Source organism: Methylobacterium sp. 092160098-2 (assembly GCF_028920805.1).
GTDB lineage: Bacteria > Pseudomonadota > Alphaproteobacteria > Rhizobiales > Beijerinckiaceae > Methylobacterium > Methylobacterium fujisawaense.
This window is the reverse complement of sequence record NZ_JAQPZJ010000001.1, coordinates 2,936,547-2,958,645: the sequence shown is the minus strand read 5'-3', so window position 1 is coordinate 2,958,645 and position 22,099 is coordinate 2,936,547. Positions and strand designations below refer to the sequence as shown.

The window sequence follows — 22,099 nt, the reverse complement described above, 5'->3', positions numbered from 1 at the left end:
GTCGCTCCAGCGCAGGATTGTTCCACTGAATTGCCCAGCTTGTCACCGAGTGGCACATTTTCTCCACTGCGCTCCGGCCCGTCTCCGGGGGGACGACAATCGGGGGCCGGCCTGTTAAGCAGCCGGCCGCCTGCCGCCGCGGCCCCGATCCGCGCATCCGGATCCGAATCTCGATGTCCGATCCCCTGGTCCTGATCCCGGCCCGCCTCGCCGCGACCCGCCTGCCGAACAAGCCGCTGGCCGACATCGCCGGCGAGGCCATGATCGTCCATGTCTGGCGCCGGGCCATGGAGGCCGGCATCGGCCCCGTGGTGGTGGCCACCGACACGGCGGAGATCGCCCGGACGGTCGAGGCCGCGGGCGGCCTCGCGGTGATGACCCGGGCCGATCACCCATCGGGCTCCGACCGCCTCGCCGAGGCGCTCGACATCGTCGATCCGGAGGGTCGCCACGACGTGGTCGTCAACGTCCAGGGCGACCTGCCGACCATCGACCCGGCGATCATCGGCGCCTCCATCGTGCCGCTGGCCGACCGCACCGTCGACATCGTCACCCTCTGTGCGCCGATCACCGACCCCCACGAGGCCGACAACCCGAACGTGGTCAAGCTCGTCGGCCACATGGTCGGTCCCGGGCGCCTGCGCGCCCTGTACTTCACCCGCGCCCGGGCTCCCTGGGGCGACGGGCCGCTCTGGCACCATATCGGCCTGTACGCCTACCGGCGCAGGGCGCTCAGCCGATTCGTGGCCTTGCCGCCCGGCGAGCTGGAGATGCGCGAGAAGCTGGAGCAGCTGCGGGCGCTCGAAGCCGGCATGCGCATCGACGCTGCCATCGTCGACGACCTGCCGCTGGGCGTCGACACCCCCGCCGACCTGGAGCGCGCCCGCGCCCTGCTCCAGAGCCGGCGCCTGAACTGACCCGACGAACGAATCCAGACCGCCATGACAGACCGCACCATCGCCTATCAGGGGGAGCCCGGGGCGAACTCGCACATCATCTGCGCGGAGGCGTATCCGGACTGGACGCCGCTGCCCTGCCCGACCTTCGAGGACGCTTTCGCGGCGGTGACAGAGGGACGCGCCCAGCGGGCGATGATCCCGATCGAGAACTCGATCGCGGGCCGCGTCGCCGACATCCACCACCTGATCCCGATCTCGCCGCTGCACATCGTGGCCGAGCACTTCCTGCCGATCCACTTCCAGCTGATGGTCCTGCCGGGCACGCAGCGCGAGGCTTTGAAGAGCGTCCACAGCCACGTCCATGCCCTGGGCCAGTGCCGCCGGATCATCCGCCGGCTCGGCCTGAAGGCCGTGGTCGCCGGCGACACCGCCGGGGCCGCCCGCGAGATCGCCGAGATCGGCGACCCGAGCCGGGCGGCTCTGGCGCCCGCACTCGCCGCCGGAGTCTACGGCCTCGACATCCTGGAGCGCGACGTCGAGGACGAGGCGCACAACACCACCCGGTTCGTGGTGTTCTCCCCGGAGCCCCAGCCGGTGGAACAGGGCACCGTGCCCTGTGTGACGAGCTTCGTGTTCCGCGTGCGCAACATCCCGGCCGCGCTCTACAAGGCGCTCGGCGGATTCGCGACCAACGGCGTCAACATGTCGAAGCTCGAGAGCTACATGGTCGACGGCGAATTCACCGCCACGCAGTTCTACGCCGAGGTCGACGGCCATCCGGACGATCCGGGCCTCAGCCGGGCGCTGGACGAACTCGGCTACTTCTCGCGCGAATTGCGGGTGATCGGCACCTACCCGGCCCACCCCTTCCGCGAGATGGCGCGGCCGGCGGCGGAGTGATCCTCACTCCCGCCGGAGCACCCGGTCCACCGCCAGATCCGACCAGAAGCCCGGCCGGAAATCGCGCTTGAGCGCCTCGGGGTCGTAGACGGTCTCGACCCAGGTCAGGAAGTCGAGCCCCCTCGCCTCGCCCTCGAGGCGATACCGGGCGAAGAACGCGTCGAGGATGCCGGTCTTGGCGAAACGGAGATGGCCGTAGCGGGCGGAGAGCTGCCGGGCGGCCTCGGCCACCGGGCGCCCCTCGTGCAGGATCAGGTAGAGGGCCGAGGCGAGGCCGGCCCGGTCGGCGCCGGACTTGCAGTGCATCACCGCCGGGTACTCGATGCCGGCGAAGAAGGCCTTGGCGCCGAGGATGGTGGCCCGGTCCGGCGCTTCCCGCGAGCGGAGCACGAACTCGACCAGCTTGAGCCCGTGGCGCTCGCAGGCCTCGCGCTGCAGCGGCCAGGATCCGTGCTCGCGCCCGCCGCGCAGGGAGATGATCGTCCGCACGCCCTCGGCCCGGAAGCGGGCGAGCTGATGGGGGCCGGGCTGGGCCGAGCGCCAGAGGGCGCCGGAGCCGACGCGGTGCCGGTTGAGATAGGCGAGGCGGAAGACGCCGTGGTCGATCAGCAGCATGCTGGCCCAGGCCATGAGCCGGTCGCCGGGGCCGGCTATCGGCCGCTCGAAGCGGGCGATCCGGGCCATGCGGCGCGCGTAGCGCCTCTCGGGCTTGAGGAAGCGGTTGAACAAGGCCGTGCTGCCGGGGGAACCGAGCCCGGGCTCTATCAGCCGCCCGCCGGCCCGGCAATTCGCGGGCCGGCGGGCCGGCACCGGCATCACGCGACGTCACGCAGGCCGACGCGACGCGGCGCCATTCTTGCCTTCACTCCGCCTGGATCGGCATCGAACCTGCGCGGGCCGCGCGGGTTATCCGCCGGTCGGACGACGGGAGGCCCGAAGCCCATGAGCACGCGCACCACGAGCATCCGCCGGGCCCGCGAGGCCGATCTCGGCGGCTTGTCCAAGGTGTTCGATGCCTCGTGGCGCGAGGCCTATCGCGGCATCATCCCGGGCGTCGCCCTGGAGCGGGTGATCTCGACCCGGGACCGGGCCTGGTGGCAGAGCGCCCTGCGCCGCGGCCGGCCGATCGCGGTGGTGGAGACGGGCGAACTCGTCGTCGGCTACGCGGCCTACGGACGGACGCGCAGCCGGGCGCTCGGCACCGAGGCCGAGATCGACGAACTCTACCTGTTGCCGGAGTATCAGGGCGTCGGCCTCGGCCGGCGCCTGTTCCGGGCGGTGCGCAACGACCTCGCGGATCACGGCCTCACGCGGCTGGGCGTGTGGAGCCTGGAGGACAATGTCCGCGCCGGCGCCTTCTACGAGGGGCTCGGCGGCGTCGCCGGCCCGCGGGCGCTGGACCGCGTGGCGGGCATCCCGCTCCCCAAGGTGGGCTTCCTGTTCGGCTAACGTTTTCCAGCGCTCGTTGCCGGGCCGCACCATCGGCCGATTTGCTTTGCCAAGCGGCGCCACTAAGAGATCCGGGAAGCGGACGAGACCGCATTCCGGAAGCGACACGCCATGAAGATCGACGCCATCCCGCTCGGCAAGAAGCCGCCGCACGACGTCAACGTGATCGTCGAGGTGCCGCTCGGCGGCGAACCGATCAAGTACGAGATGGACAAGGAATCCGGCGCGCTGGTCGTCGACCGGTTCCTCTACACCCCGATGTTCTATCCGGGGAATTACGGCTTCATCCCTCACACCCTGTCGGGCGACGGCGATCCCTGCGACGTGCTGGTGGCCAACACCCGCGCCGTGCTGCCGGGCGCGATCATCAGCGCGCGTCCCGTGGGCGTGATGGTGATGCAGGACGAGGGCGGCGAAGACGAGAAGATCATCGCGGTGCCCTCGCGCCACCTGACCAAGCGGTACGACCGGGTCGAGAACTACACCGACCTGCCCGAGATCACGATCCAGCAGATCCAGCACTTCTTCGAGCACTACAAGGATCTGGAACCCGGCAAGTGGGTCAAGTTCGTCCGCTGGGGCGACAAGGAAGAGGCCCACCGGCTGATCGAGGAAGCGATCGAGCGCGCCAAGGCCAAGAAGTAAGCGGGGCGGCCGCTCCCGCCCGGGAGCGGCCCATGTCCCTCAGCCGTCGATGCGGCGCAGCCCGACCTTGTAGCGCCGGGCATTCTCCACGTAGCGCAGGGCGGCCTGCCGCAGCCCCTCGACCGCGGCCTCGTCGAGGGTGCGCACGGCCTTGGCCGGCGCCCCGACGATCAGGCTGTGATCCGGGAATTCCTTGCCCTCGGTGACCAGCGCGTTGGCGCCGATGAGGCAGCCGCGGCCGATCCGGGCGCCGTTCAGGACCGTCGCCCCCATGCCGACGAGGCTGCCGTCGCCGATGGTGCAGCCGTGCACGATCGCGCCGTGGCCGACCGTGACGTCGCTGCCGATGACGAGGGGAAACCCGGGATCGACGTGCATGATCACGCCCTCCTGGACATTGGTGCGATCGCCGATGCGGATCGGCTCGTTGTCGCCGCGCAGAGCCGCGCCGAACCAGATGCCGACATCGAGGCCGAGATGCACGCGGCCGACCACCTGCGCGTCGGGCGCGATCCAGACCCGGGCGGGGTCGGCGAGGTCGGGGACGTGATCGTCGAGGGCGTAGAGCGGCATGGCGGCCTTTCGTGGGGATCGGGCTTAACGGCCGCGCGATGCGGCCGGGATCGCGACGCTGACGCGCATCGCCTGTCGCGGGAATGGTACGGCGCGTCCAGGCTGCCAATGCTAGGCTGGTTCCGCAAGCAGCCTCGACCTGGACGGGAAACAGAGATGGCGCGATTCCCGGCTCTGATCGGTCTGACGGTGATCCTGCTGACGCAGGGGGCGGGGGCGGCGGACCTGCGGGAGCGGTCGCCCCTGGGCCGGTTCCGGGCGACCTGCGAGGATCTCGCGACCTTCTGCTTCGCCGATGCCTGCGGCGGCGACCAGATCGCCGCGGCCCAGGGCTGCCGGGCGCGCTGCCCGAGCGCGTCGATCATCGATGTCGTGCCGAGCGTCTGCCGGCCGCCCGACGTCCAACCGGCGATGGGTCTCCGGCGCCGGGGCTGAGTTTCCGTCGCGTCCGGTCTCCGGGAGAAAATTCCGCCCGCTGCGGCAACGAAACGCGGAGCGCGGCATTGACCGGTCTCGGACAGTTGAACAACGGGGACGCGCACAGATGCTCGTGAACGCGCGCGAGGCCCGCCGTCGCACTCTGCTGACAAGCAATCTTCATCCGCCCGAGGGCGGCCTGAACGCCGATCCAATTCTATATGGTGTCGCCGCGGGCTTGGCCTCGCTGTTTCCGCCCGTAACGGCGCAAGCGCAGGATCGTTCCGAGCCGCGCGGACATGCCGAGGGCGACCGGCCCCGGGACGCGACGGCGTCCCGGTAAGACGCCGCCAGCGCTGCCCGTCAGGAAGCCAGCCGCGCGAGAAGGAGAAGCGTCGCCACAGCCGGCACGGCGGTGGCGAGCCATAGGGCGCCGGGATGAAACCCCTCGGGCCCCGTGAAACGGAGGCTCCGCGTCACCGCGGGACGCGAGGGGTCCCCGCGTCCGATCCCGATTCCGACTGGCATCCGTGGCCTCCTCGATACACGAGGAATGAGCCCCGGCGCCCCTCAAGGCCGTCTGAATCGGCGGCCGCCATCATGCGGCGTGGTGAACCGCTCCTTAAAGGGCGCGGTCGAACTTCAGCTCGCCGTTCGGGCTCTTGAGCACGAGCTGCGAGCCGACCAAGTCCCACACCGCCGAGGTGCGCAAGGCGATGAAGAACGCCTGCTCGGCGGCGGCGAGGCCCTTGTCGCAGCTCTTCTTGGTGAGTGCGAGCGGGCCCACGGCGATGTGCTGCTCCTTGAGCGGGAATGCGGTCGCCGCGAAGGTGTTGCAACCGCCGTAGCCGCGGGCGCGATACTGCTTGTCGATGATGAAGCTCGGCCGGTCGCCACCCGTGAAGGGCTTTCCGTTGAGGCTCACGGCGGTCCAGGTCGAATCGAGCGGGAAGATCTTCTCGCTGGCCTTGGTCCCCGGCACGTACTGGGGCTTCTTCTCCTCTTCGCCGCCGGGGCGGCGATTGCCCCGGCCGAAGCCCGTCGGCGAACCGCCCATCTGGGCCTGCGCCTGCGTCACCGCGGATAGGTCCATGGCCAGTACGGCACAGGCCAAGCTCGCGATCAGCACCCCTCTCATCGTCCAGTCCCCATGTCGCGCGCACCGCGCGCAGGTTGTCCCGGTCCGGAGGCGCCACGCCGGCCGCGCAGCACGGCCCCGCGAGAGACCGCTCCGAATCCTTGCGCCTTGGCGGATGCGACAGGATTTCAGCACAATTATGGTCGCGCTCCGACCGGATGTGCCCGGAAACGATCCGCGACCGCAATCGTTGTTGATGATACCCGAGGAGGAGAGTGAGCGTGGCAGGATCGGACGAGGGCGCACAGAGCGGAACGCAGGCGCCCATCATGAGCCCCGCGCAGTCGCGGGCGGCCCGTGGGCTGCTCGGCTGGTCGCAGGCCGATCTCGCGGGCAAAGTCGGCCTGGACGAGCACTTCGTGCGAGATTTCGAGGGCGGCTACAGCGACCCGCCGAGCGGGCAGATCGAGGCCCTGCGGAGCGCCCTCAGCGCAGCCGGCGCGGTGTTCACCGACGCTCCGACCCTCGGCGTCCATCTGGCGGCCGGACCGGGCGTCGACGAGGGCACCCGCGCCGACGCGCTCACCACCGAGAACGATCGGTAACGCGCGCCGGAATTCCGGAACGCGCCGCTCATGGCGTGTTCAGGCGCAGAATCCGAGAACCAGGGACGCCCGAACCCGCGCACCGTCCTTGGAGCGTCCCGTGATCGATCTCGTCAGCAGCCCGTCGCCGCGCGACCGGCGTCCTGTCTTCGAACGGACCGGAGGCCAGTGATGCGCGCCGACGCCTTTCTGGCCGCCGCCGACGCGTTGCCCCTGGCGAGCCTCGATGCCCTCCTGGGGAGCCGGGGGCTGGTGGTCGTCGCGCCCCACCCCGATGACGAGAGCCTCGGATGCGGCGGCCTGATCGCAGCCGCCCGGGCGTCCGGGCGGCCCGTTCACCTCGTCGTGGTCAGCGACGGATGCGGCTCGCACACGCAGTCCCGCCTCTATCCGCCGGAGAAGCTGCGCGCCCTGCGCGAGGCGGAGACGCAGCGGGCCGGAGCGGTGCTCGGCCTCGGATCCGGGGACGTGACCTTCCTGCGCCTGCCCGACGCCCATGTCCCGAGCGACGGGCCGGAGGCCGACGCGGCTGCGGCGGCCGTGGCCCGCGCGGCCGCGGCGATCGGGGCCGGCGCGGTCTTCGTCACGTGGCGCCACGATCCCCATTGCGATCACAAGGCGGCCGCCGCGATCGTCGCCCGCGCCCGACCGCAGATGCCGGGAGTCCGGGTCTATGAGTATCCCGTCTGGGGCTGGACCCTACCGCCCGAGACCGAGGTCGGCCCAAGCCCGACCGGCCTGCGCCTCGACGTCTCCGCCTATCGCGAGACCAAGGCGCGGGCCGTGGCGGCGCACGAATCGCAGACCACCGACCTCATCGCGGACGATCCCCAGGGCTTCCGGCTCGAGCCCGCCATGATCGACCGGCTCTGCGGTCCCTACGAGCGCTTCGTCGCGATCCCCGCATGACCCGGCGGACCCAGACCCTGCCGGAGGATTACTTCCGCGGCATCTACGCCAGCGACCCGGATCCCTGGCGCTTCACCTCCTCGCCCTACGAACGCGAGAAATACGCGGCGACGCTCGCGGCCCTTCCCCAGCCGCGCTACCGGTCCGCCTTCGAGCCGGCCTGCTCGATCGGCGTCTTCACCCGCGCCCTCTCGGAACGCTGCGCCCGGCTCCTCGCCACCGATCTCGTCCCGGCCGCCGCGGAGGCCGCCCGGGCGCGATGCGCGGATCGTCCCCATGTCGAGATCCGGCAGGGGACCATGCCGGCGGACTGGCCGACCGGGCCCTTCGACCTGATCGTCCTCTCCGAGTTCCTGTACTTCCTGGCCCCGCCGGATTTCGCCGAGCTCGTGCGCCGGGCCGGCGAGACGATCGCGCCCGGCGGGGACATCGTTCTGGTGCACTGGCTGGGCGAGACCGATTACCCGCTTTCGGGCGATGGTGCCGCCGATGGCTTCATCCGCCTCTCCACCGCCTTCGCCCAGGTCCTGAGTCAGTCGCGGACCCCCGATTATCGGATCGATGTCCTGCGCGCCGGAGCCGCCTCGTGAGCATCGCGGTCATCACGCTCAACAAAGGTCGGCGCGCACACCTGACCCGCCTGCTCGACGGTCTCGGTCGCGGCGATCCACCCGATCGCTGCGTCGTCGTCGAGATCGGCGGCGATGAGGCGCCCTATCCGGCTCTGCCCTTCCCGGTGGAGCGCGTCGCGTTCCCGCATGCCGGCCTGCCCCTCGCGGCGGCGCGCAATGCCGGGCGCCGGGCGGCCCGGGCCGAGACGCTGATCTTCCTCGACGTCGATTGCATCCCCTCGGCGGGGCTCGTCGCGGGCCTGTCGCGGGCGGTGGCCGAGCAGGACGGCCTGATCTGCTGCGAGATCGGCTACCTGCCGGCCGGCGCGGTGGCGGATGGATGGTGCGCGGCGGATCTGGAGCGGTTCGGCCAGCCGCACCCGGTGCGGGCCTTCCCGTCCGCAGGCGTGGTGGCGCCGGCACCGCAGGCCGGGCTGTTCTGGTCGCTCGCCTTCGCGGTGCGCGCCGAGACCTATGACCGCCTCGGCGGGTTCGACGAAACCTTTTCCGGCTACGGCGCGGAGGACACCGATCTGGCGTCCCGGGCGGAGAAGGCGGGGGTGCCGATCCTGTTCCTGGGAGGCCCCCGGGCCTACCACCAGCATCATCCGGGCTACGACCCGCCCCTGCAGCATTTCCGCGACATCGTCGCCAACGCGGCCCGCTTTCACGACCGGCACGGAATCTGGCCGATGGACGGCTGGCTCGACGGGTTCGCCCGGCTGGGGCTGATCGCGGCGGATCGGTCGAACGGGATCGTCATCCATCGCGACCCGACGCCGGACGAGATGGCTGCGGCGCGGCTGCCGGACGATCGGCCGTTCTAGGGCCGTCGCGGCCGCCGCGCCGCAGAGTTTGTCCCTTCTCCCGAAGAGACTGGTGAGGGGTGAACCCGCTCCGGGGCCTTCTCCAACCCTCATCCGAACCTGTCACGCGGTCACGGGCTTGCCCGCGATCCGCTCTGATCTGCCCCGGGGCCCGGCAAGCCCGGCCCCGGTCATGCAGCTGCTTGGCGCGCCGTTCGGGCGGCCTCAGCCCTTCATGGCGTTCGCCTTCTCGATCAGCGCCTCGGCCATGCGGATCGAGGCGATGTCGATGAGGCGTCCGTCCAGGGACACGGCGCCGCGGCCGGCCTTGGCGGCCTCTTCCATGGCCTCGAGAATGCGGCGGGCCTTGGTGACCTCGGCTTCCGAGGGGGTGAACACCTCGTTGGCGAGATCGATCTGCGACGGGTGGATCGCCCACTTCCCTTCGAAGCCGAGGGCGGCGCAGCGGCGGGCCGCCGAGCGGTAGCCGTCCGGATCCGAGAAATCGCCGAAGGGGCCGTCGATCGGGCGCAGGCCGTAGGCGCGGCAGGCCACCAGCATGCGGTTCTGAGCGAACAGCCACGGATCCTGCCAGTGGGTCTGGCGATTGCCGGCCTCGTCCTTGTCGGTGAGCACCGAGAAGTCGGGGTTCACGCCGCCGATCACCGTCGAGCGGGCGCGGGTCGAGGCGGCGTAATCGGCCACGCCGAAGGACATCGCCTCCAGGCGCTTCGACGACTGGGCGATCGCCTCGACATTGGCCATGCCGAGCGCGGTCTCGATCAGCACCTCGAAGCCGATCTGCTTGTCACGCTTCTTGGCCTGCTCGATCTGGGTGACCAGCACGTCGATGGCGTAGACGTCGGCCGGCACGCCGACCTTCGGGATCAGCACCATGTCGAGGCGCGGGCAGGCTTCGACGATGTCGACCACATCGCGGTACATGTAGTGGGTGTCGAGACCGTTGATGCGGATCATCATGGTCTTGTTGCCCCAATCCAGGTCGTTGAGCGCCTGGATGATGTTGGTGCGGGCCTTCTCCTTGTCGTCGGGGGCGACCGCGTCCTCGAGGTCGAGGAAGATCACGTCGGCGGCCGACTGCGCCGACTTCTCCATGAAGGTCGGGTTGGAGCCGGGGACCGCGAGTTCGGACCGGTGCAGGCGCGGCTTGGCCTGCTGGATCAGGGTGAAGCTCATCTTGGATTCTCTCTCCTGGTGACGGTTCTGATGCCGTTGCGGGGCTGGACCCCGTTCACCGGCGGCAAATGGCGCGCACTGGGCTGCCTGACAGGGCGCGCAGGCGCGTTTCGATCCGATCCCTCAACGTGCGAGGCCCGCACCGCCTCACCCGGTCGCCCCGAAGCCGACCGCGATGCAGTTGATGGACAGGAGCAGGGCCGACTTCACCGCCTCGCGCCGGTCCTCGTCGGTCTCGGCGCGGTAGCGGGCGAGCAGTTCCACCTGCTCGCGGCTGACCTGGTTGATGGTCGGAAGCCGCCCCTTCAGGCGGTCCCGGAACAGGGGGAAGCGCTCGGCGAGATCCGCGCCGCCGCTCACCCGCAGCACCATCTCCCGGGTCAGTGCGTATTCGGCCTCGATCATCGAGAAGATCCGGTCCCGGATCACCGCATCCGGGACGAGGCCCGCATAGGCGCGGGCGATGTCGAGATCGACCATCATCAGCGTCTTCTCGACCTCGTCGAGGACGAGGCGGAGGATGCGGGATTCGTTGAACAGCCGCTTGAGGGTCGCCTCGCCGTCGCGGCCGCGCACGTCGATGAAGCTCGCGAGCCCGGACCCGACCCCGTACCAGCCGGTGATCACGTGCCGGTTCTGCGACCACGCGAACACCCAGGGGATCGCCCGCAGGTCCGAGAGCGAGCGGGCGCCGAACCGGCGGGCCGGCCGCGAGCCGATGTTGAGGAGCGCGATCTCGTCCAGCGGGCTCGCCGCCTGGAAGTAATCGACGAGGCCGTCGGTCTGGAGCAGCTGGACGTAGGCCGCCCGGGACGCGCCGGCCAGCGCCTCCAGGGCGTCGTCGTGGCCGGGGCCCGCTCGCTCGCCGTCGCCGGCGAGCGCGTGCTCGAACACCGAGGCGGCGAGCAGCTCCATCTGGTAGGCGGCGGTGCCGCGGTTGGCGTACTTGAACGAGACGACCTCGCCCTGCTCGGTGGTGCGGAACCGGCCGCGGATTGAGCCCGGCGGCTGGGCCATGATTCCGCGATGGGTCGGCACGCCGCCGCGGCTCACTGAGCCGCCGCGCCCGTGAAAGAAGGCGATGCCGACACCGAGTTCCTCGCCGAGCCGGGTCAGCTTGCTCTGCGCCTTGTAGAGCTCCCAGTTGGCGGCGACGAAGCCGCCGTCCTTGTTGGAGTCGGAATAGCCGATCATGACCTCCTGCACCCCGCCCTGCCAGCGGGTGGAGCGGCGCACCACCGGCACGCCGAGCAGCGCCCGCATGATCGCCGGGGCGGCACGCAGGTCGTCGATGGTCTCGAACAGGGGCACGATCGGCAGCGGGCAGATCTCCGTCCCGGCCGCGTCGAGGAACACCCCCGCCTCCTTGGCCAGCAGGTAGGCGCCGAGGACGTCCTCCACCGAGCGGGTCATCGACAGCACGAAGGCGCCGAACGCCTCCCGGTCGAGGGCCTCGCGCATCTCGGCGACGAGGGCGAAGGTGGCGAGGGTCTCCCGGGCGGCGTCGGGCAGGTCCTCGAAGGACCGCTCGGGATCACGGGGCCGGGCGAGTTCGGTATCGAGCCACTGGCGCCACGCGGTCGAACCGAGGGCCGGCGGCTCGCCGTCGCCGTTGCGCTGGCGCCAGAGGGCATGGAGCGTGTCGGTGGTCCGCGTGGTGTTCTCGCGCAGGTCGAGCCGGACCGTCGAGAAGCGGAAGATCTCCACCATGCGCCGGACAGGGCGGACGAGATCCCGCGCCAGCGCCCCGCACTTGGCCTCCGTCAGGCCGCGCTCCAGGGTGCGCAGATCCTCGATCAAGCCGTCGGCGCTGGCGTAGTCGGGACCGGACGGGTGCTCACCTTCGTTGCGGGCGATCGTCGCCTCGATCTTGCGCAGGACGCAGGAGAGATACTGGCGATAAGGCTCGCCCGGGTTGCGCCGGGTGATGGCGCGGGCCTGGCCGCTCTCGGCGAGCTGCCGTTCGAGTTCCGCGTGAAAGCTTTCGGGCAGCGGCAGCGAGCGCTCGGTGAGCGAGAGGGTCCGGCCCAGTTCGCGCACGCCGTCGCGGTAGCGGGTGAGCGAGGCCAGGGCGTTGCGGTGCAGGGTCTGCCGGGTGACCGCGGCCGTGACGTAGGGGTTGCCGTCCCGGTCGCCGCCGATCCAGGAGCCGAACTGGAAGAACGGCGGCACCTTGAAGTCCGTGCCCGGATAGGTCTCGGCGAGGGCCTCGTGCAGGGTCTCCAGGGTCTCGGGCAGCATCTCGAACAGGGTCTCGTCGAAGAAGTGCAGCCCCCAGGCCACTTCCCGCTCGACCGTCGCCTTCTCCAGGTGCAGCTCGCCCGTCATCCAGACCAGCTCGATCTGGTCGCGGAGCTCGTTCATGAGACCGTTGCGCTCACGATCGGTCCAGCGCGGCATCTCCAGCTCGCGCAGCACGAGGTAGATCCGGCGGAACTTCTCCAGCACCGTCACGCGCTTGCCCTCGGTGGGGTGCGCGGTGAGCGTCGGGCGGATGCGCAGGTCGCTGAGCAGCGCCTGGATCTTCTCCGGGGGCACGCCCTGCCGGCGGGCATCCGCGAAGACCTTGGCGAAGGAGCCGCTGAGCGCGGCACGGCCTTCCGTGCGCTCCACGTGCCGGCGGCGGCGCATCGCGGCGTTCTGCTCGGCGATGGAGATCAGCTGGAACCAGATGCCCTGCACCTGCAGCGCGCGCGCCAGCATCTGCGGCGAGAAGCGCGAGATGTCGGCCGTGCCGTGCAGGACCGCCTCGAGGTCGGGATCGTGCCGGCGGGCGACATCGAGCAGCGCCTGGAACAGGATGTCCAGCGCCTGCTCGGCCGAGGTGCCGACGATCACCGGCGGCGCGAAGGCTGTCGCGTCGACGAGACCTGGATGTGCGTGAAGGGTGCGGGTCATGAGGCCACCTCGTGGCGCGCGGTTTTCTTGGATGATGTTCAGCGCGAAGCGTCGTCACCGCCGGCTCGGGAGGTACGCGCATCGGCCGGTGCCCAGCGCGACGAGCCCCCTCTCCCGTGCGGGAGAGGGTCGGGGTGAGGGACGCGATGGTTCAGGATCGAGCGCGCCGCCGGTACGCCGATGGACCGCGCCTTCTCCGGAAGGATCCGATCCCTCACCCTGTCCCTCTCCCGCACGGGAGGGGGGACCCACGCCGCATTCTGAGACTGTGCGGCAGGCTGGCTGCGGCTACGCCGCCCGGGCCAGCACGTCGGCCACGGTCTGCCCGAACGAGCCCGGATCCGGCGCCACGGTGAGGCCGTAGGAGCGCATGATCTCGGCCTTCTCGGCGGCGCTGTCGCCGGCAGCCGAGATGATCGCCCCCGCATGGCCCATGCGGCGGCCCTTCGGCGCCGTGAGCCCCGCCACGAAGCCGATCACCGGCTTCGACATGTTCTCGCGGATCCAGGCCGACGCCTCGGCCTCCTGCGGGCCGCCGATCTCGCCGATCATCAGCACCGCGTCGGTGTCCGGATCGGTCTCGAACAGGGCGAGGTGGTCGAGGAAGGACGAGCCGTTGATCGGATCGCCGCCGATCCCCACCGAGGTGGAGATGCCGAGGCCGAGCTCCTTGAGCTGCGAGGCCGCCTCGTAGCCGAGCGTCCCCGACCGGGAGATCACCCCGACATTGCCGGGGAGATAGATGTGACCGGGCATGATGCCGAGCATCGCCTTGCCGGGGGAGATGATGCCGGCACAGTTCGGGCCGACCACCATCGTGCGGCGATCCCGCGGATAGCGCATCAGGTAGCGCTTCACCCGCATCATGTCCTGGGCCGGGATGCCGTCCGTGATCGAGCAGACCAGCCGCAGGCCGGCATCGGCCGCCTCCATGATCGCGTCGGCCGCGAAGGGGGGCGCCACGAAGGTGATGGACGTGGTGGCGCCGGTCGCCGCCACCGCCTCCTTGACGGTGTTGAACACCGGCAGGCCGAGATGGGTGCGGCCGCCCTTGCCCGGGGTGACGCCGCCGACGACGTTCGTGCCGTAATCCAGCATCTCCTTGGCGTGGAAGGTGCCCTTGTCGCCCGTGATGCCCTGGACGATGATCGGGGTGGTCTCGTCGATGAGGATGCTCATGGCGCGGTCTCCCCTTCAGTGCTGCGTCTTGGCGGTGGCGCAGGCGTCGACCGCCTTCTTGGCCGCCTCCGACAGGGTGTCGGCGGTGATCAGGTCGAGGCCGCTCTCGGCCAGGATCTTCTTGCCCGCCTCCACATTCGTACCGGCGAGCCGGACCACCAGCGGCACGTCGATCTTCACTTCGCGCGCCGCCTGGACGACACCCTCGGCGACCCAGTCGCAGCGGTTGATGCCGGCGAAGATGTTGACGAGGATCGCCTTCACGTTGCGGTCCGACAGGACCAGCCGGAAGGCCGTGGCCACCCGCTCGGGCGAGGCGCCGCCGCCGACATCCAAGAAGTTCGCCGGCTCGCCGCCCGCGTGCTTGATCATGTCCATGGTGGCCATGGCCAGCCCGGCACCGTTGACGATGCAGCCGATCTCGCCCTCGAGGCCGATGTAGCTGAGGTTGTGCTCGGCGGCCTGCGCCTCGCGGGGATCGCCCTGCGAGGGGTCGTGCATGTCGGCGATGCCCGGCCGGCGGAACATCGCGTTGTCGTCGAAGGACATTTTGGCATCGAGCGCGAGCACCCGGTCGTCCTTGGTGACGACCAGCGGATTGATCTCCAGCATCGTGCCGTCGCAGTCGCGGAACGCCCGATAGGCGTTCATGATCGTCTTCACCGCGGCCGAGACCTGCTTGATGTTGAGACCGAGCTGGAAGGCGATCTCCCGGGCCTGGAACTGCTGCAGGCCCACCGCCGGCTCGACCACCACCTGGATCAGGGCGTCGGGCTCGTTCGCGGCGATCTCCTCGATGTCCATGCCACCGCGCTGGCTGGCGATGACGCGGACCCGCTCGGCCTTCCGGTCCAGCACGTAGCCGAGGTAGAGCTCACGCTCGAACGGGTCGGCGGTCTCGACGTAGACCCGCTGGACCGGCTTACCCTCGGGGCCGGTCTGGTGGGTGACGAGGCGCTTGCCGAGGAGATCCTTGGCGGCGTCGCGGACCTCGTTATAGGTCCGGCAGAGCTTGATGCCGCCGGCCTTTCCGCGGGCACCCGCGTGGATCTGCGCCTTCACGGCCCAGAAGGATCCGCCCAATTCCGTAGCCGCGTAAACCGCCTGATCCGGGCTGAACGCGATCGCGCCCTTCGGGACGGCCACGCCGAAGCTCGCAAGCAGCTCCTTGGCCTGATACTCGTGGACGTCCATTCGGCGCCTCCTCCGCGGTTCGTTGCCGCCGTTGATGCCCTTCACTTTAGTTGAGTCGAAGGAATAAGCCCGTCAAATTTTTTGATCTCGGGCTTGACGACGACTTTTTCGCGGTCGCAGCACGGATCGTATTCGATGTTGCGCTGCGGCATACTCAAAAACAACGAGGCCGGGGCATGATGCACCCGGCCTCGACTGTCGATGGTTTGCCGGCGCCAGGATCAAGCGCCGCGAGCGTCAGTTCACTTTGGTCTTCACCACCTCGTAGACCTTCTCGGTCAAGGCCCCGGCCCCGGCCAGAAGGTCTTCGAGTTCCTTCAGCCGCTCGTCGGCGAAGTCCCGGTCCTCGAGACCCTTCGCGTTCACGTAGACGTTGAGCGCTGCGCTGCGCAGTCCGGCATAGGCGGAGAGCACGGCCACGCCGGCATCCGACACGACGTTGAGGTTGCCCTTGTCGGCGGTGATCGCCGCGAGGTCGATCACCGCGCGGCAAGCCCGGCAGCAGGCGAGCGGCACGTCGCAGGCCGTCTTGAGGGCCGCCTGGATTTTCTCCGCGCGGGCCGCCTTCTCGTCGTCGGTGGCCTTGGGCAGGCCGTAGGCCCCCATCACGGCGTCGAAGGCCTGGACGTCCTCCCCGATCATGCCGGTGAGCACGACCCGCAGGCCCTCGGACTTGGCCAGGACTTCCTTCAGCTCGGCCTCGACCTCGACATACTTCTTCTTGCCGATGGTGAGGTTGCAGACCATCGACACCAGAGCCGCGCCCATGGCGCCGGAGATCGCCGCCGCGCCGCCACCGCCGGGGGTCGGGGCGGCGCTGGCGAGTTCCGTCAGGAAGGTCTGGATGGACGCGTTTTCCGGCGCCTGCTGCGTGTCCGACATGGGCGTCCCTCCCGTCAGGCCATCGACTTGGCGAGCGAATAAATCTCCTCGGCGTCGAGCACCTTGTCGGTGCTCTCGAAGAGCTGGCCCACGCAGGCCCGGTGCAGCTTGAGCTTCAACCCGCCGATGCCCAGCGCGCCGAAGGCCTGCTTGCCGTTGCGCTCCTTACCCTTGTCCATCACGTCGATGCCGCCGATGCCCGTCGGGGGCTGGGCGTTGTAGTCGGCGACGAACTCGATGGACGATTCCTGCGCCCAGGCGGATTCGGGGAGCAGCTCGACGCCGATGGCGCCGGCCGTGAACACGAGGTTCGTGCCCTTCACGAGGGCCACGCGGGACGCCTCGTCGGGGGTGGCGGCGGCCTTCACGTTGACCTTGAAGCGCTTGTTGATCTGGTCCGCGGCAGCCTGGGTCTTGTCGAGGGCGCGGCCCGCGATGGTGACCTCGGCGCCCTCGCCGGCGAGCAGCGCGGCCGAGCGCATGCCGACCGGGCCGGTGCCGGCCAGCACGACGGCCTTCTTGCCCTGGAGCGAGCCTGCGGCCTTCGCCACCAGCGCGACGCCCGCGGCGGCCGTGGTGTTGGAGCCGTTGGAATCGAGCATGACCGAGACGCGGAACGGGCCGAAGAACCGCTTCTTGACCGCGGTGAACAGCTCCTCGCCGGCCGCCATGCTGCCGCCGCCGACGAAGATCGCCGTCGACTTCTTTTCGGAACCGCCACGGGTGTAGATCGTGCCGTCGACCAGAGCGCCGACATTGTCGGGGTTCACGCCACCGTAGCCGGCGATGTGGTCGGCGCCGCCGTCGTAGCCGACGACCGTGTCGAACACGTTCGGCACGGCATCGGTGTCGAACAGGAACAGCAGCTTCTTCGTCACGATTCAGACCTTTCTGTCGCGCCCTGCGGCGCTATCGTCTTGTTTTCAAAGGGCGGTCGCAGCGCGCGACCCATCCGCGTCATCGTGCGCCCGAGCTTTCAGATGGCATAGCGGGCGAGGCGCGGGCCCCCTCTCCCGTGCGGGAGAGGGACAGGGTGAGGGGCGTGCCTCATCCGGAGAATTGTCCTCCCTCACCCCAACCCTCTCCCGCACGGGAGAGGGGGCCTGTCGCGCCTACTCGACCACGTTCTGCGGCTTACCCGCCACGAAGGCCTCGACGTTGTCGACGAGCTGGTCGGCCAGGATTTGCATCGCCTCCTTGCTGGCCCAGGCGACGTGCGGCGTGACGATCAGGTTCGGCAGGTCGGCCTCGCACAGGATGTTGCCGTCCTTGGGCGGCTCCTGCGCCACCACGTCGAAGCCGGCGCCCGCGATGGTGCCGTCCTTGAGCGCTTCGAGCAGGGCCGCCTCGTCCACGAGCCCGCCCCGGGCCGTGTTGATGAGGATGGCGCTCTTCTTCATCTTCTTGAATTCGGCCGCGCCGATCATCCCCTTGGTCTCGGGGGTCAGCGGCACGTGCAGCGTGATCACGTCGGACTGCGTCAGGATCGTCTCGAAATCGACCAGCCCGTCCTGCGGGAACACGTCGTAGGCGATGACCGTCATGCCGAGCGCCTCGGCGCGCTTGGCGATCGACTTGCCGAGCGCCCCGTAGCCGACGATGCCCAGCGTCGAGCCGGCGATGTCGTAGATCGGGTAGTCGAAGTAGCAGAACTGCTTGGACTTCGCCCAGTCGCCCCGCTTCACCGAGTTCGCGTAGGGCACGATCGCCCGGCGCAGGGCGAACATCAGCCCGACCACATGCTCCGGCACGGTGTTGAAGGCGTAGTTGCGGATGTTGACGACGGTGATGCCCTGCGCCTTGGCCGCGGCCTTGTCGACCACGTCGGTGCCGGTGGCGGCGACGGCGATCAGCTTCAGGTCGGGGAGCTGCTTCAGCGTCTCGGCCCGCATCGGGACCTTGTTGATCAGCGCGATCTCCGCCCCCTGGAGGCGGGAGACGATCTCTCCCGGCGTCCAGGTCGAGTCGTGCTCGACGTATTCGTGCGGGAAGTTGAACGGTCGGACCCTGGCATCGAGGGATTCACGATCCAGGAACACGATCTTCTTGGTCATAGGACCCCTCTCGTACGACGGGCAGTTTCCTCGATAGTCTTGTTCTTACTTGCGCGTCGGGGCGGGCCCGGCAACCCGGCCCCGCCCCGATCGCGTGCGCCGATTACGCCTTATGCAGCGGATTCTCGCGCAGATAGCTGGAGGCGGCGGCGACGCCCGAGCCCGGCGTGACCTTGATGCCGCAATCGATCATGGCCATCTCGGCGCCCGCGATGGCGCCCAGCAGCGAGAGCTCGTTCAGGTCGCCCAGGTGGCCGATGCGGAACACCTTGCCGGCGACTTTCGAGAGGCCGGCCCCGAGCGACAGGTTGTAGCGCTCGTAGGCGTGGATGATCACCTTGGCGGCGTCGGCGCCCTCCGGCACCACGATCGCCGTGACCGTGTCGGAGTTCCACTTCGGCTCCTTGGCGCAGGGCTTGAGGCCCCAGGCCGCCACGGCCTGACGGGTCGCCTCGGCGAGCACGTGATGGCGGTGGTAGACGTTCTCCAGCCCCTCCTCCTTCACGATCGCCAGGGCCTCGCGCAGGCCGTAGAGCAGCGGCAGGACGGGGGTGTAGGGGAAGTAGCCGGTGGCGTTGGCGGCCAGCTGGTCCTTCCAGGCGAAGTAGGCATGGCCGAGCCGGTCGTTGCGGCCGGTGCCGCCCTCGGCGATCTTGAGCGCCTTCGGGCTGATGCAGATCAGGCCGAGGCCGGCCGGCAGCATGAAGCCCTTCTGGGAGCCCGCGATGGCGCAGTCGACCTTCCAGTCGTCCATGTAGAACGGCAGCGAGCCGATCGACGAGATGCCGTCCACGAACAGCAGGGCCGGGTGGCCGGCGGCGTCGATCGCCTTGCGCACCGCGCCGATGTCGCTGGTGACGCCCGTGGCGGTCTCGTTGTGGACGACCATGACGGCCTTGATCTTATGGTCCTTGTCGGCGCGCAGGGCCTCCTCGATCTTCTGCGGATCGGCGCCGGTGCCCCACTCCTCCTCCTGGACGACCACGTCGAGGCCGAGGCGCTGAGCCATGTCGACCCAGAGGTGGCTGAACTGGCCGTAGCGCGAGGTCAGCACCGTGTCGCCGCGGCAGAGGGTGTTGGACAGGGCCGATTCCCAGATGCCGGTGCCCGAGGACGGGAACAGGATGACCGTCCCGGCGGTCGAGCCGAACACCATCTTGGAGTCCTGGAGCAGCGGCTTCACCAGCTCGGGGAAGCTCGGCGAGCGGTGATCCTCAGACGGCACGTGCATGGCGCGCAGGACGCGCTCCGGGATGTTCGTAGGGCCGGGAATGAAGAGGTGGTTGCGACCGGGGCGCCGGGTTGCGGCCATGATGTTTCCTCCGAAAAATCCATTGTGCGCGGGCGTGAACCCGCGCCGGGTTGTCCAAGCGTCCTCAGGGAGTCGGTCCGGCGCCGTCGAAAGCGGCTCGCGCCGCGCCCCCTCGAACGCCATCCTCTGCCGTGATCGGGGGGCCTCCGCGGAGCGGCAGGCGGCCTCACGCCGCTCGCGTCGCGGCACGCCCCCGCGCGCCGGTCGCCTCCGAAATGCCGTCCCGTCCAACGGCCTCAGGGCCGTCCTCGCCGCCTTCCTGTCAAGGTCCGGCCGAACTCGTGCCGAGCCGCCGGTTCCTGGTATTATGAGCGGGCGAAGCTCGAAAGGAAAACCGGAAAAACTTCCAGAACTTGGCAAAAAAATTTTTTGTGCGGCGCAACGAAGCCGAGGTCCGGTTGAGATGCTTTGCGGCGCCGCAACGCGGACGGGTGGCCCCGCCGGGACTCCGCGTCATCAAACTGAGATGGGATCGCGCTCTGGATCCCGGCACCGTTCAGCCGCCGGGAGAGGGTTGCCGTGGCCGAGGTTGAGGAGATGCCGGTCCGCGTGCGGACGCTGTTCCTGTCCGACCTGCATCTCGGAACGCGCGGCTGCCAAGCCGGTCTGCTTCTGTCGTTCCTGAAGGATTACGACGCCGACACGATCTATCTCGTCGGCGACATCGTGGACGGGTGGCAGTTGCGCTCGGGCTGGTACTGGCCGCAGGAGCACAACGACGTGGTGCAGAAGCTCCTGCGCAAGGTCCGCAAGGGCGCGCGGATCGTCTACCTGCCCGGGAACCACGACGAGTTCCTGCGCGACTATGTGGGCACGAGCTTCGGCGGCATCGAGCTGGCCGAGACCGCGATCCACGAGGCGGCGGACGGCAAGCGCTACCTCGTGATCCACGGCGACCAGTTCGACATGGTCGTGCGGCACTCGCGCTGGCTCGCCCATCTCGGCGACGGCGCCTACACCCTGGCCCTGTCCCTCAACACCCTGATCAACAAGGTGCGGCGGCGCCTCGGCCTGTCCTACTGGTCGCTCTCCGCCTGGGCGAAGCTGCGCGTGAAGAACGCCGTGAGCTTCATCGGCCGCTTCGAGACGATCCTGGCCGAGGAGGCGCGCCGCCAGGGTGCCGACGGGGTGATCTGCGGCCACATCCACCATGCGGCGGACCGGCCGATCGGCGACCTGCGCTACCTCAACACCGGCGACTGGGTGGAATCCTGCACCGGTCTCGTGGAGCATTACGACGGCCGGATCGAGGTTCTGCACTATCCGAGCCTCCTGCGGGCGCAGGCGGCCGAGGCCGTGCCGCATCCCCTGGCGGGCCGGCGCGCGGTGGCTTGAGGGCACCGCCGTGAAGCTTCTGATCGCCAGCGACGCGTGGCATCCCCAGGTGAACGGCGTCGTCCGCTCCCTGGAGCAGATGGTCCGCCGCGCCCCGGAACACGGCTTCGCGACGGCCCTGCTCTCCGTGGCGGATTTCCGGTCGCTGCCGCTCCCGGGCTATCCCGAGATCCGCCTCGCCTATGCCAGCCGGGAGCGGGTGGCGGCGCGCTGGACGGCGGAACGGCCGACCCACGTGCATATCGCCACGGAGGGGCCCGTGGGGTTGGCCGTGCGGCGCCATTGCCTGGCGCACAACCTGCCGTTCACGACGAGCTACCACACCCGCTTCCCGGAATATCTCGCGGCCCGCGCGCCGGTGCCGGAAGCGTGGTCCTACGCCTATCTGCGCCGGTTCCACGGCGCGGCGCGGGGAACGATGGTCAGCACCGCCTCGCTCCAGGGTGAACTGGCGGCGCGGGGATTCGGCCGGCTGATGCGCTGGACCCGGGGCGTAGACACGGAACGGTTCCGGCCCGCCGGACCGGGGACGCCCGTGCCGGCGGAACTCGCGGACCTGCCCGGGCCGCTGTTCCTCTATGTCGGGCGGCTGGCGGTGGAGAAGAACGTCGCCGCCTTCCTCGCCCTCGACCTGCCCGGCACCAAGGTCGTGGTGGGCGACGGGCCGGACCGCGCGCGGCTGCAGGGTCTCGCGCCGGGGGCGCGCTTCCTCGGCACCCGCACCGGCGCGGACCTCGCGGCGGTCTACGCCGCCTGCGACGTCTTCGTGTTCCCGAGCCTCACCGACACGTTCGGCATCGTGCTCCTCGAGGCCCTGGCCAGCGGCCTTCCGGTGGCGGCCTTCCCGGTGCCGGGCCCCAACGACGTGGTCGGCGGCCGTCGCGTCGGGGTTCTCGATCAGGATCTCCGGGCTGCCGCGCTGGCGGCCCTGCGGCTGTCGCGGGCCGAGTGCCGGGCCGAGGCCCTGCGCTGCGGCTGGGACGTGAGCGCGCGGCAGTTCTTCGGCAATATCATCGAGGCGCATGGCGGCGCGCGCGGCACCCGGGACGCCGCCTGACCCGTGACGGCGCCCGCGCGGGATGGCAGGACGGCGTCATGCCGCCCGCCAAGCCGTCCGCCCCGCCCATCGCCAAATCGACTGCCAAGTCGACTGTTA

Annotated in this window: 22 protein-coding genes; 11 read left to right on the top strand and 11 right to left on the bottom strand. The window is 69.9% G+C overall.

Features of this window, described 5'->3' with window-relative positions; translation table 11 throughout:
- Positions 1-173: 173 nt before the first annotated feature.
- Together PQI07_RS13955 and PQI07_RS13950 are read left to right on the top strand one after the other, a co-directional pair.
- Positions 174-917, top strand: a complete 744-nt coding sequence (locus tag PQI07_RS13955; protein ID WP_043347096.1) for a 3-deoxy-manno-octulosonate cytidylyltransferase — start codon at positions 174-176, stop codon at positions 915-917.
- Positions 918-941: 24 nt separating this feature from the next.
- Positions 942-1,799, top strand: coding sequence for a prephenate dehydratase (locus PQI07_RS13950; RefSeq protein WP_043347099.1), 858 nt, complete (start codon positions 942-944; stop codon positions 1,797-1,799).
- Positions 1,800-1,802: 3 nt separating this feature from the next.
- Here PQI07_RS13950 and PQI07_RS13945 read toward each other — a convergent pair whose 3' ends face one another.
- Positions 1,803-2,528 (bottom strand): tyrosine-protein phosphatase, encoded by a 726-nt coding sequence (locus PQI07_RS13945; protein WP_274927720.1) that lies wholly within the window; start codon positions 2,526-2,528, stop codon positions 1,803-1,805.
- 213 nt (positions 2,529-2,741) lie between these two features.
- Here PQI07_RS13945 and PQI07_RS13940 point away from each other — a divergent pair, with 213 nt between their 5' ends.
- A complete protein-coding gene (locus tag PQI07_RS13940) occupies positions 2,742-3,248 on the top strand; it encodes a GNAT family N-acetyltransferase (RefSeq protein WP_043347102.1) in 507 nt (168 codons plus the stop codon).
- Positions 3,249-3,359: 111 nt separating this feature from the next.
- Positions 3,360-3,893: an inorganic diphosphatase gene (gene ppa, locus PQI07_RS13935; RefSeq protein ID WP_043347104.1), complete on the top strand. Its 534-nt coding sequence runs from the start codon at positions 3,360-3,362 to the stop codon at positions 3,891-3,893.
- Positions 3,894-3,932: 39 nt separating this feature from the next.
- On the opposite strand, the gene PQI07_RS13930 is transcribed toward ppa, so the two are convergent.
- Positions 3,933-4,466, bottom strand: coding sequence for a gamma carbonic anhydrase family protein (locus tag PQI07_RS13930; RefSeq protein WP_182592839.1), 534 nt, complete (start codon positions 4,464-4,466; stop codon positions 3,933-3,935).
- Between the two features lie 156 nt (positions 4,467-4,622).
- Here PQI07_RS13930 and PQI07_RS13925 point away from each other — a divergent pair, with 156 nt between their 5' ends.
- A complete protein-coding gene (locus PQI07_RS13925; protein ID WP_043758962.1) occupies positions 4,623-4,901 on the top strand; it encodes a hypothetical protein in 279 nt (92 codons plus the stop codon).
- A 604-nt stretch (positions 4,902-5,505) separates the two neighbouring features.
- Here PQI07_RS13925 and PQI07_RS13920 read toward each other — a convergent pair.
- Positions 5,506-6,021: an META domain-containing protein gene (locus PQI07_RS13920; protein ID WP_043381219.1), complete on the bottom strand. Its 516-nt coding sequence runs from the start codon at positions 6,019-6,021 to the stop codon at positions 5,506-5,508.
- A gap of 221 nt (positions 6,022-6,242) precedes the next feature.
- Here PQI07_RS13920 and PQI07_RS13915 point away from each other — a divergent pair, with 221 nt between their 5' ends.
- The 4 genes from PQI07_RS13915 (at position 6,243) to PQI07_RS13900 (ending at position 8,913) form a co-directional block, all read left to right on the top strand.
- On the top strand, positions 6,243-6,566 hold the full coding sequence (locus PQI07_RS13915; protein ID WP_043355970.1) for a helix-turn-helix domain-containing protein: 324 nt from the start codon (positions 6,243-6,245) through the stop codon (positions 6,564-6,566).
- Positions 6,567-6,737: 171 nt separating this feature from the next.
- The gene (locus PQI07_RS13910; RefSeq protein WP_043355972.1) at positions 6,738-7,475 is read left to right on the top strand and encodes a PIG-L deacetylase family protein; all 738 of its coding nucleotides are present in this window, start codon (positions 6,738-6,740) and stop codon (positions 7,473-7,475) included.
- A complete protein-coding gene (locus PQI07_RS13905; RefSeq protein WP_274926802.1) occupies positions 7,472-8,065 on the top strand; it encodes a class I SAM-dependent methyltransferase in 594 nt (197 codons plus the stop codon). The genes PQI07_RS13910 and PQI07_RS13905 overlap by 4 nt, the downstream gene beginning before the upstream one ends.
- Positions 8,062-8,913, top strand: a complete 852-nt coding sequence (locus PQI07_RS13900; protein WP_274926801.1) for a glycosyltransferase family 2 protein — start codon at positions 8,062-8,064, stop codon at positions 8,911-8,913. Before PQI07_RS13905 ends, PQI07_RS13900 begins: the two co-directional genes overlap by 4 nt.
- Positions 8,914-9,117: 204 nt before the next feature.
- Here the strand turns inward: PQI07_RS13900 and PQI07_RS13895 are convergent, their stop codons facing one another.
- From PQI07_RS13895 to PQI07_RS13860, 8 genes are all read right to left on the bottom strand, one after another.
- Entirely contained in the window at positions 9,118-10,089 is a 972-nt protein-coding gene (locus tag PQI07_RS13895; RefSeq protein ID WP_043355694.1) for an HpcH/HpaI aldolase/citrate lyase family protein, read from the bottom strand.
- Between the two features lie 147 nt (positions 10,090-10,236).
- Positions 10,237-12,987, bottom strand: a complete 2,751-nt coding sequence (locus PQI07_RS13890) for a phosphoenolpyruvate carboxylase (RefSeq protein ID WP_274926800.1) — start codon at positions 12,985-12,987, stop codon at positions 10,237-10,239.
- Positions 12,988-13,275: 288 nt separating this feature from the next.
- Positions 13,276-14,166 carry a succinate--CoA ligase subunit alpha gene (gene sucD / locus PQI07_RS13885; RefSeq protein ID WP_043355698.1) on the bottom strand — a complete coding sequence of 297 codons (891 nt, stop codon included), beginning with the start codon at positions 14,164-14,166 and terminating at the stop codon, positions 13,276-13,278.
- A gap of 15 nt (positions 14,167-14,181) precedes the next feature.
- A complete protein-coding gene (locus PQI07_RS13880) occupies positions 14,182-15,360 on the bottom strand; it encodes a malate--CoA ligase subunit beta (protein WP_043355699.1) in 1,179 nt (392 codons plus the stop codon).
- A 237-nt stretch (positions 15,361-15,597) separates the two neighbouring features.
- Entirely contained in the window at positions 15,598-16,242 is a 645-nt protein-coding gene (fchA, locus tag PQI07_RS13875) for a methenyltetrahydrofolate cyclohydrolase (protein WP_043355701.1), read from the bottom strand.
- A gap of 14 nt (positions 16,243-16,256) precedes the next feature.
- Positions 16,257-17,120 carry an NADP-dependent methylenetetrahydromethanopterin/methylenetetrahydrofolate dehydrogenase gene (locus tag PQI07_RS13870; RefSeq protein ID WP_043381233.1) on the bottom strand — a complete coding sequence of 288 codons (864 nt, stop codon included), beginning with the start codon at positions 17,118-17,120 and terminating at the stop codon, positions 16,257-16,259.
- A 234-nt stretch (positions 17,121-17,354) separates the two neighbouring features.
- Positions 17,355-18,296, bottom strand: coding sequence for a D-2-hydroxyacid dehydrogenase (locus PQI07_RS13865; protein ID WP_274926799.1), 942 nt, complete (start codon positions 18,294-18,296; stop codon positions 17,355-17,357).
- A gap of 103 nt (positions 18,297-18,399) precedes the next feature.
- Positions 18,400-19,608: an aminotransferase class V-fold PLP-dependent enzyme gene (locus PQI07_RS13860; protein WP_043385155.1), complete on the bottom strand. Its 1,209-nt coding sequence runs from the start codon at positions 19,606-19,608 to the stop codon at positions 18,400-18,402.
- Between the two features lie 519 nt (positions 19,609-20,127).
- Between PQI07_RS13860 and PQI07_RS13855 the strand changes: the two genes are divergently transcribed.
- Both PQI07_RS13855 and PQI07_RS13850 read left to right on the top strand, forming a co-directional pair.
- On the top strand, positions 20,128-20,943 hold the full coding sequence (locus PQI07_RS13855) for a UDP-2,3-diacylglucosamine diphosphatase (protein ID WP_043758972.1): 816 nt from the start codon (positions 20,128-20,130) through the stop codon (positions 20,941-20,943).
- Positions 20,944-20,953: 10 nt separating this feature from the next.
- Positions 20,954-22,000 (top strand): glycosyltransferase family 4 protein, encoded by a 1,047-nt coding sequence (locus tag PQI07_RS13850; protein ID WP_043355708.1) that lies wholly within the window; start codon positions 20,954-20,956, stop codon positions 21,998-22,000.
- Positions 22,001-22,099: the final 99 nt, after the last annotated feature.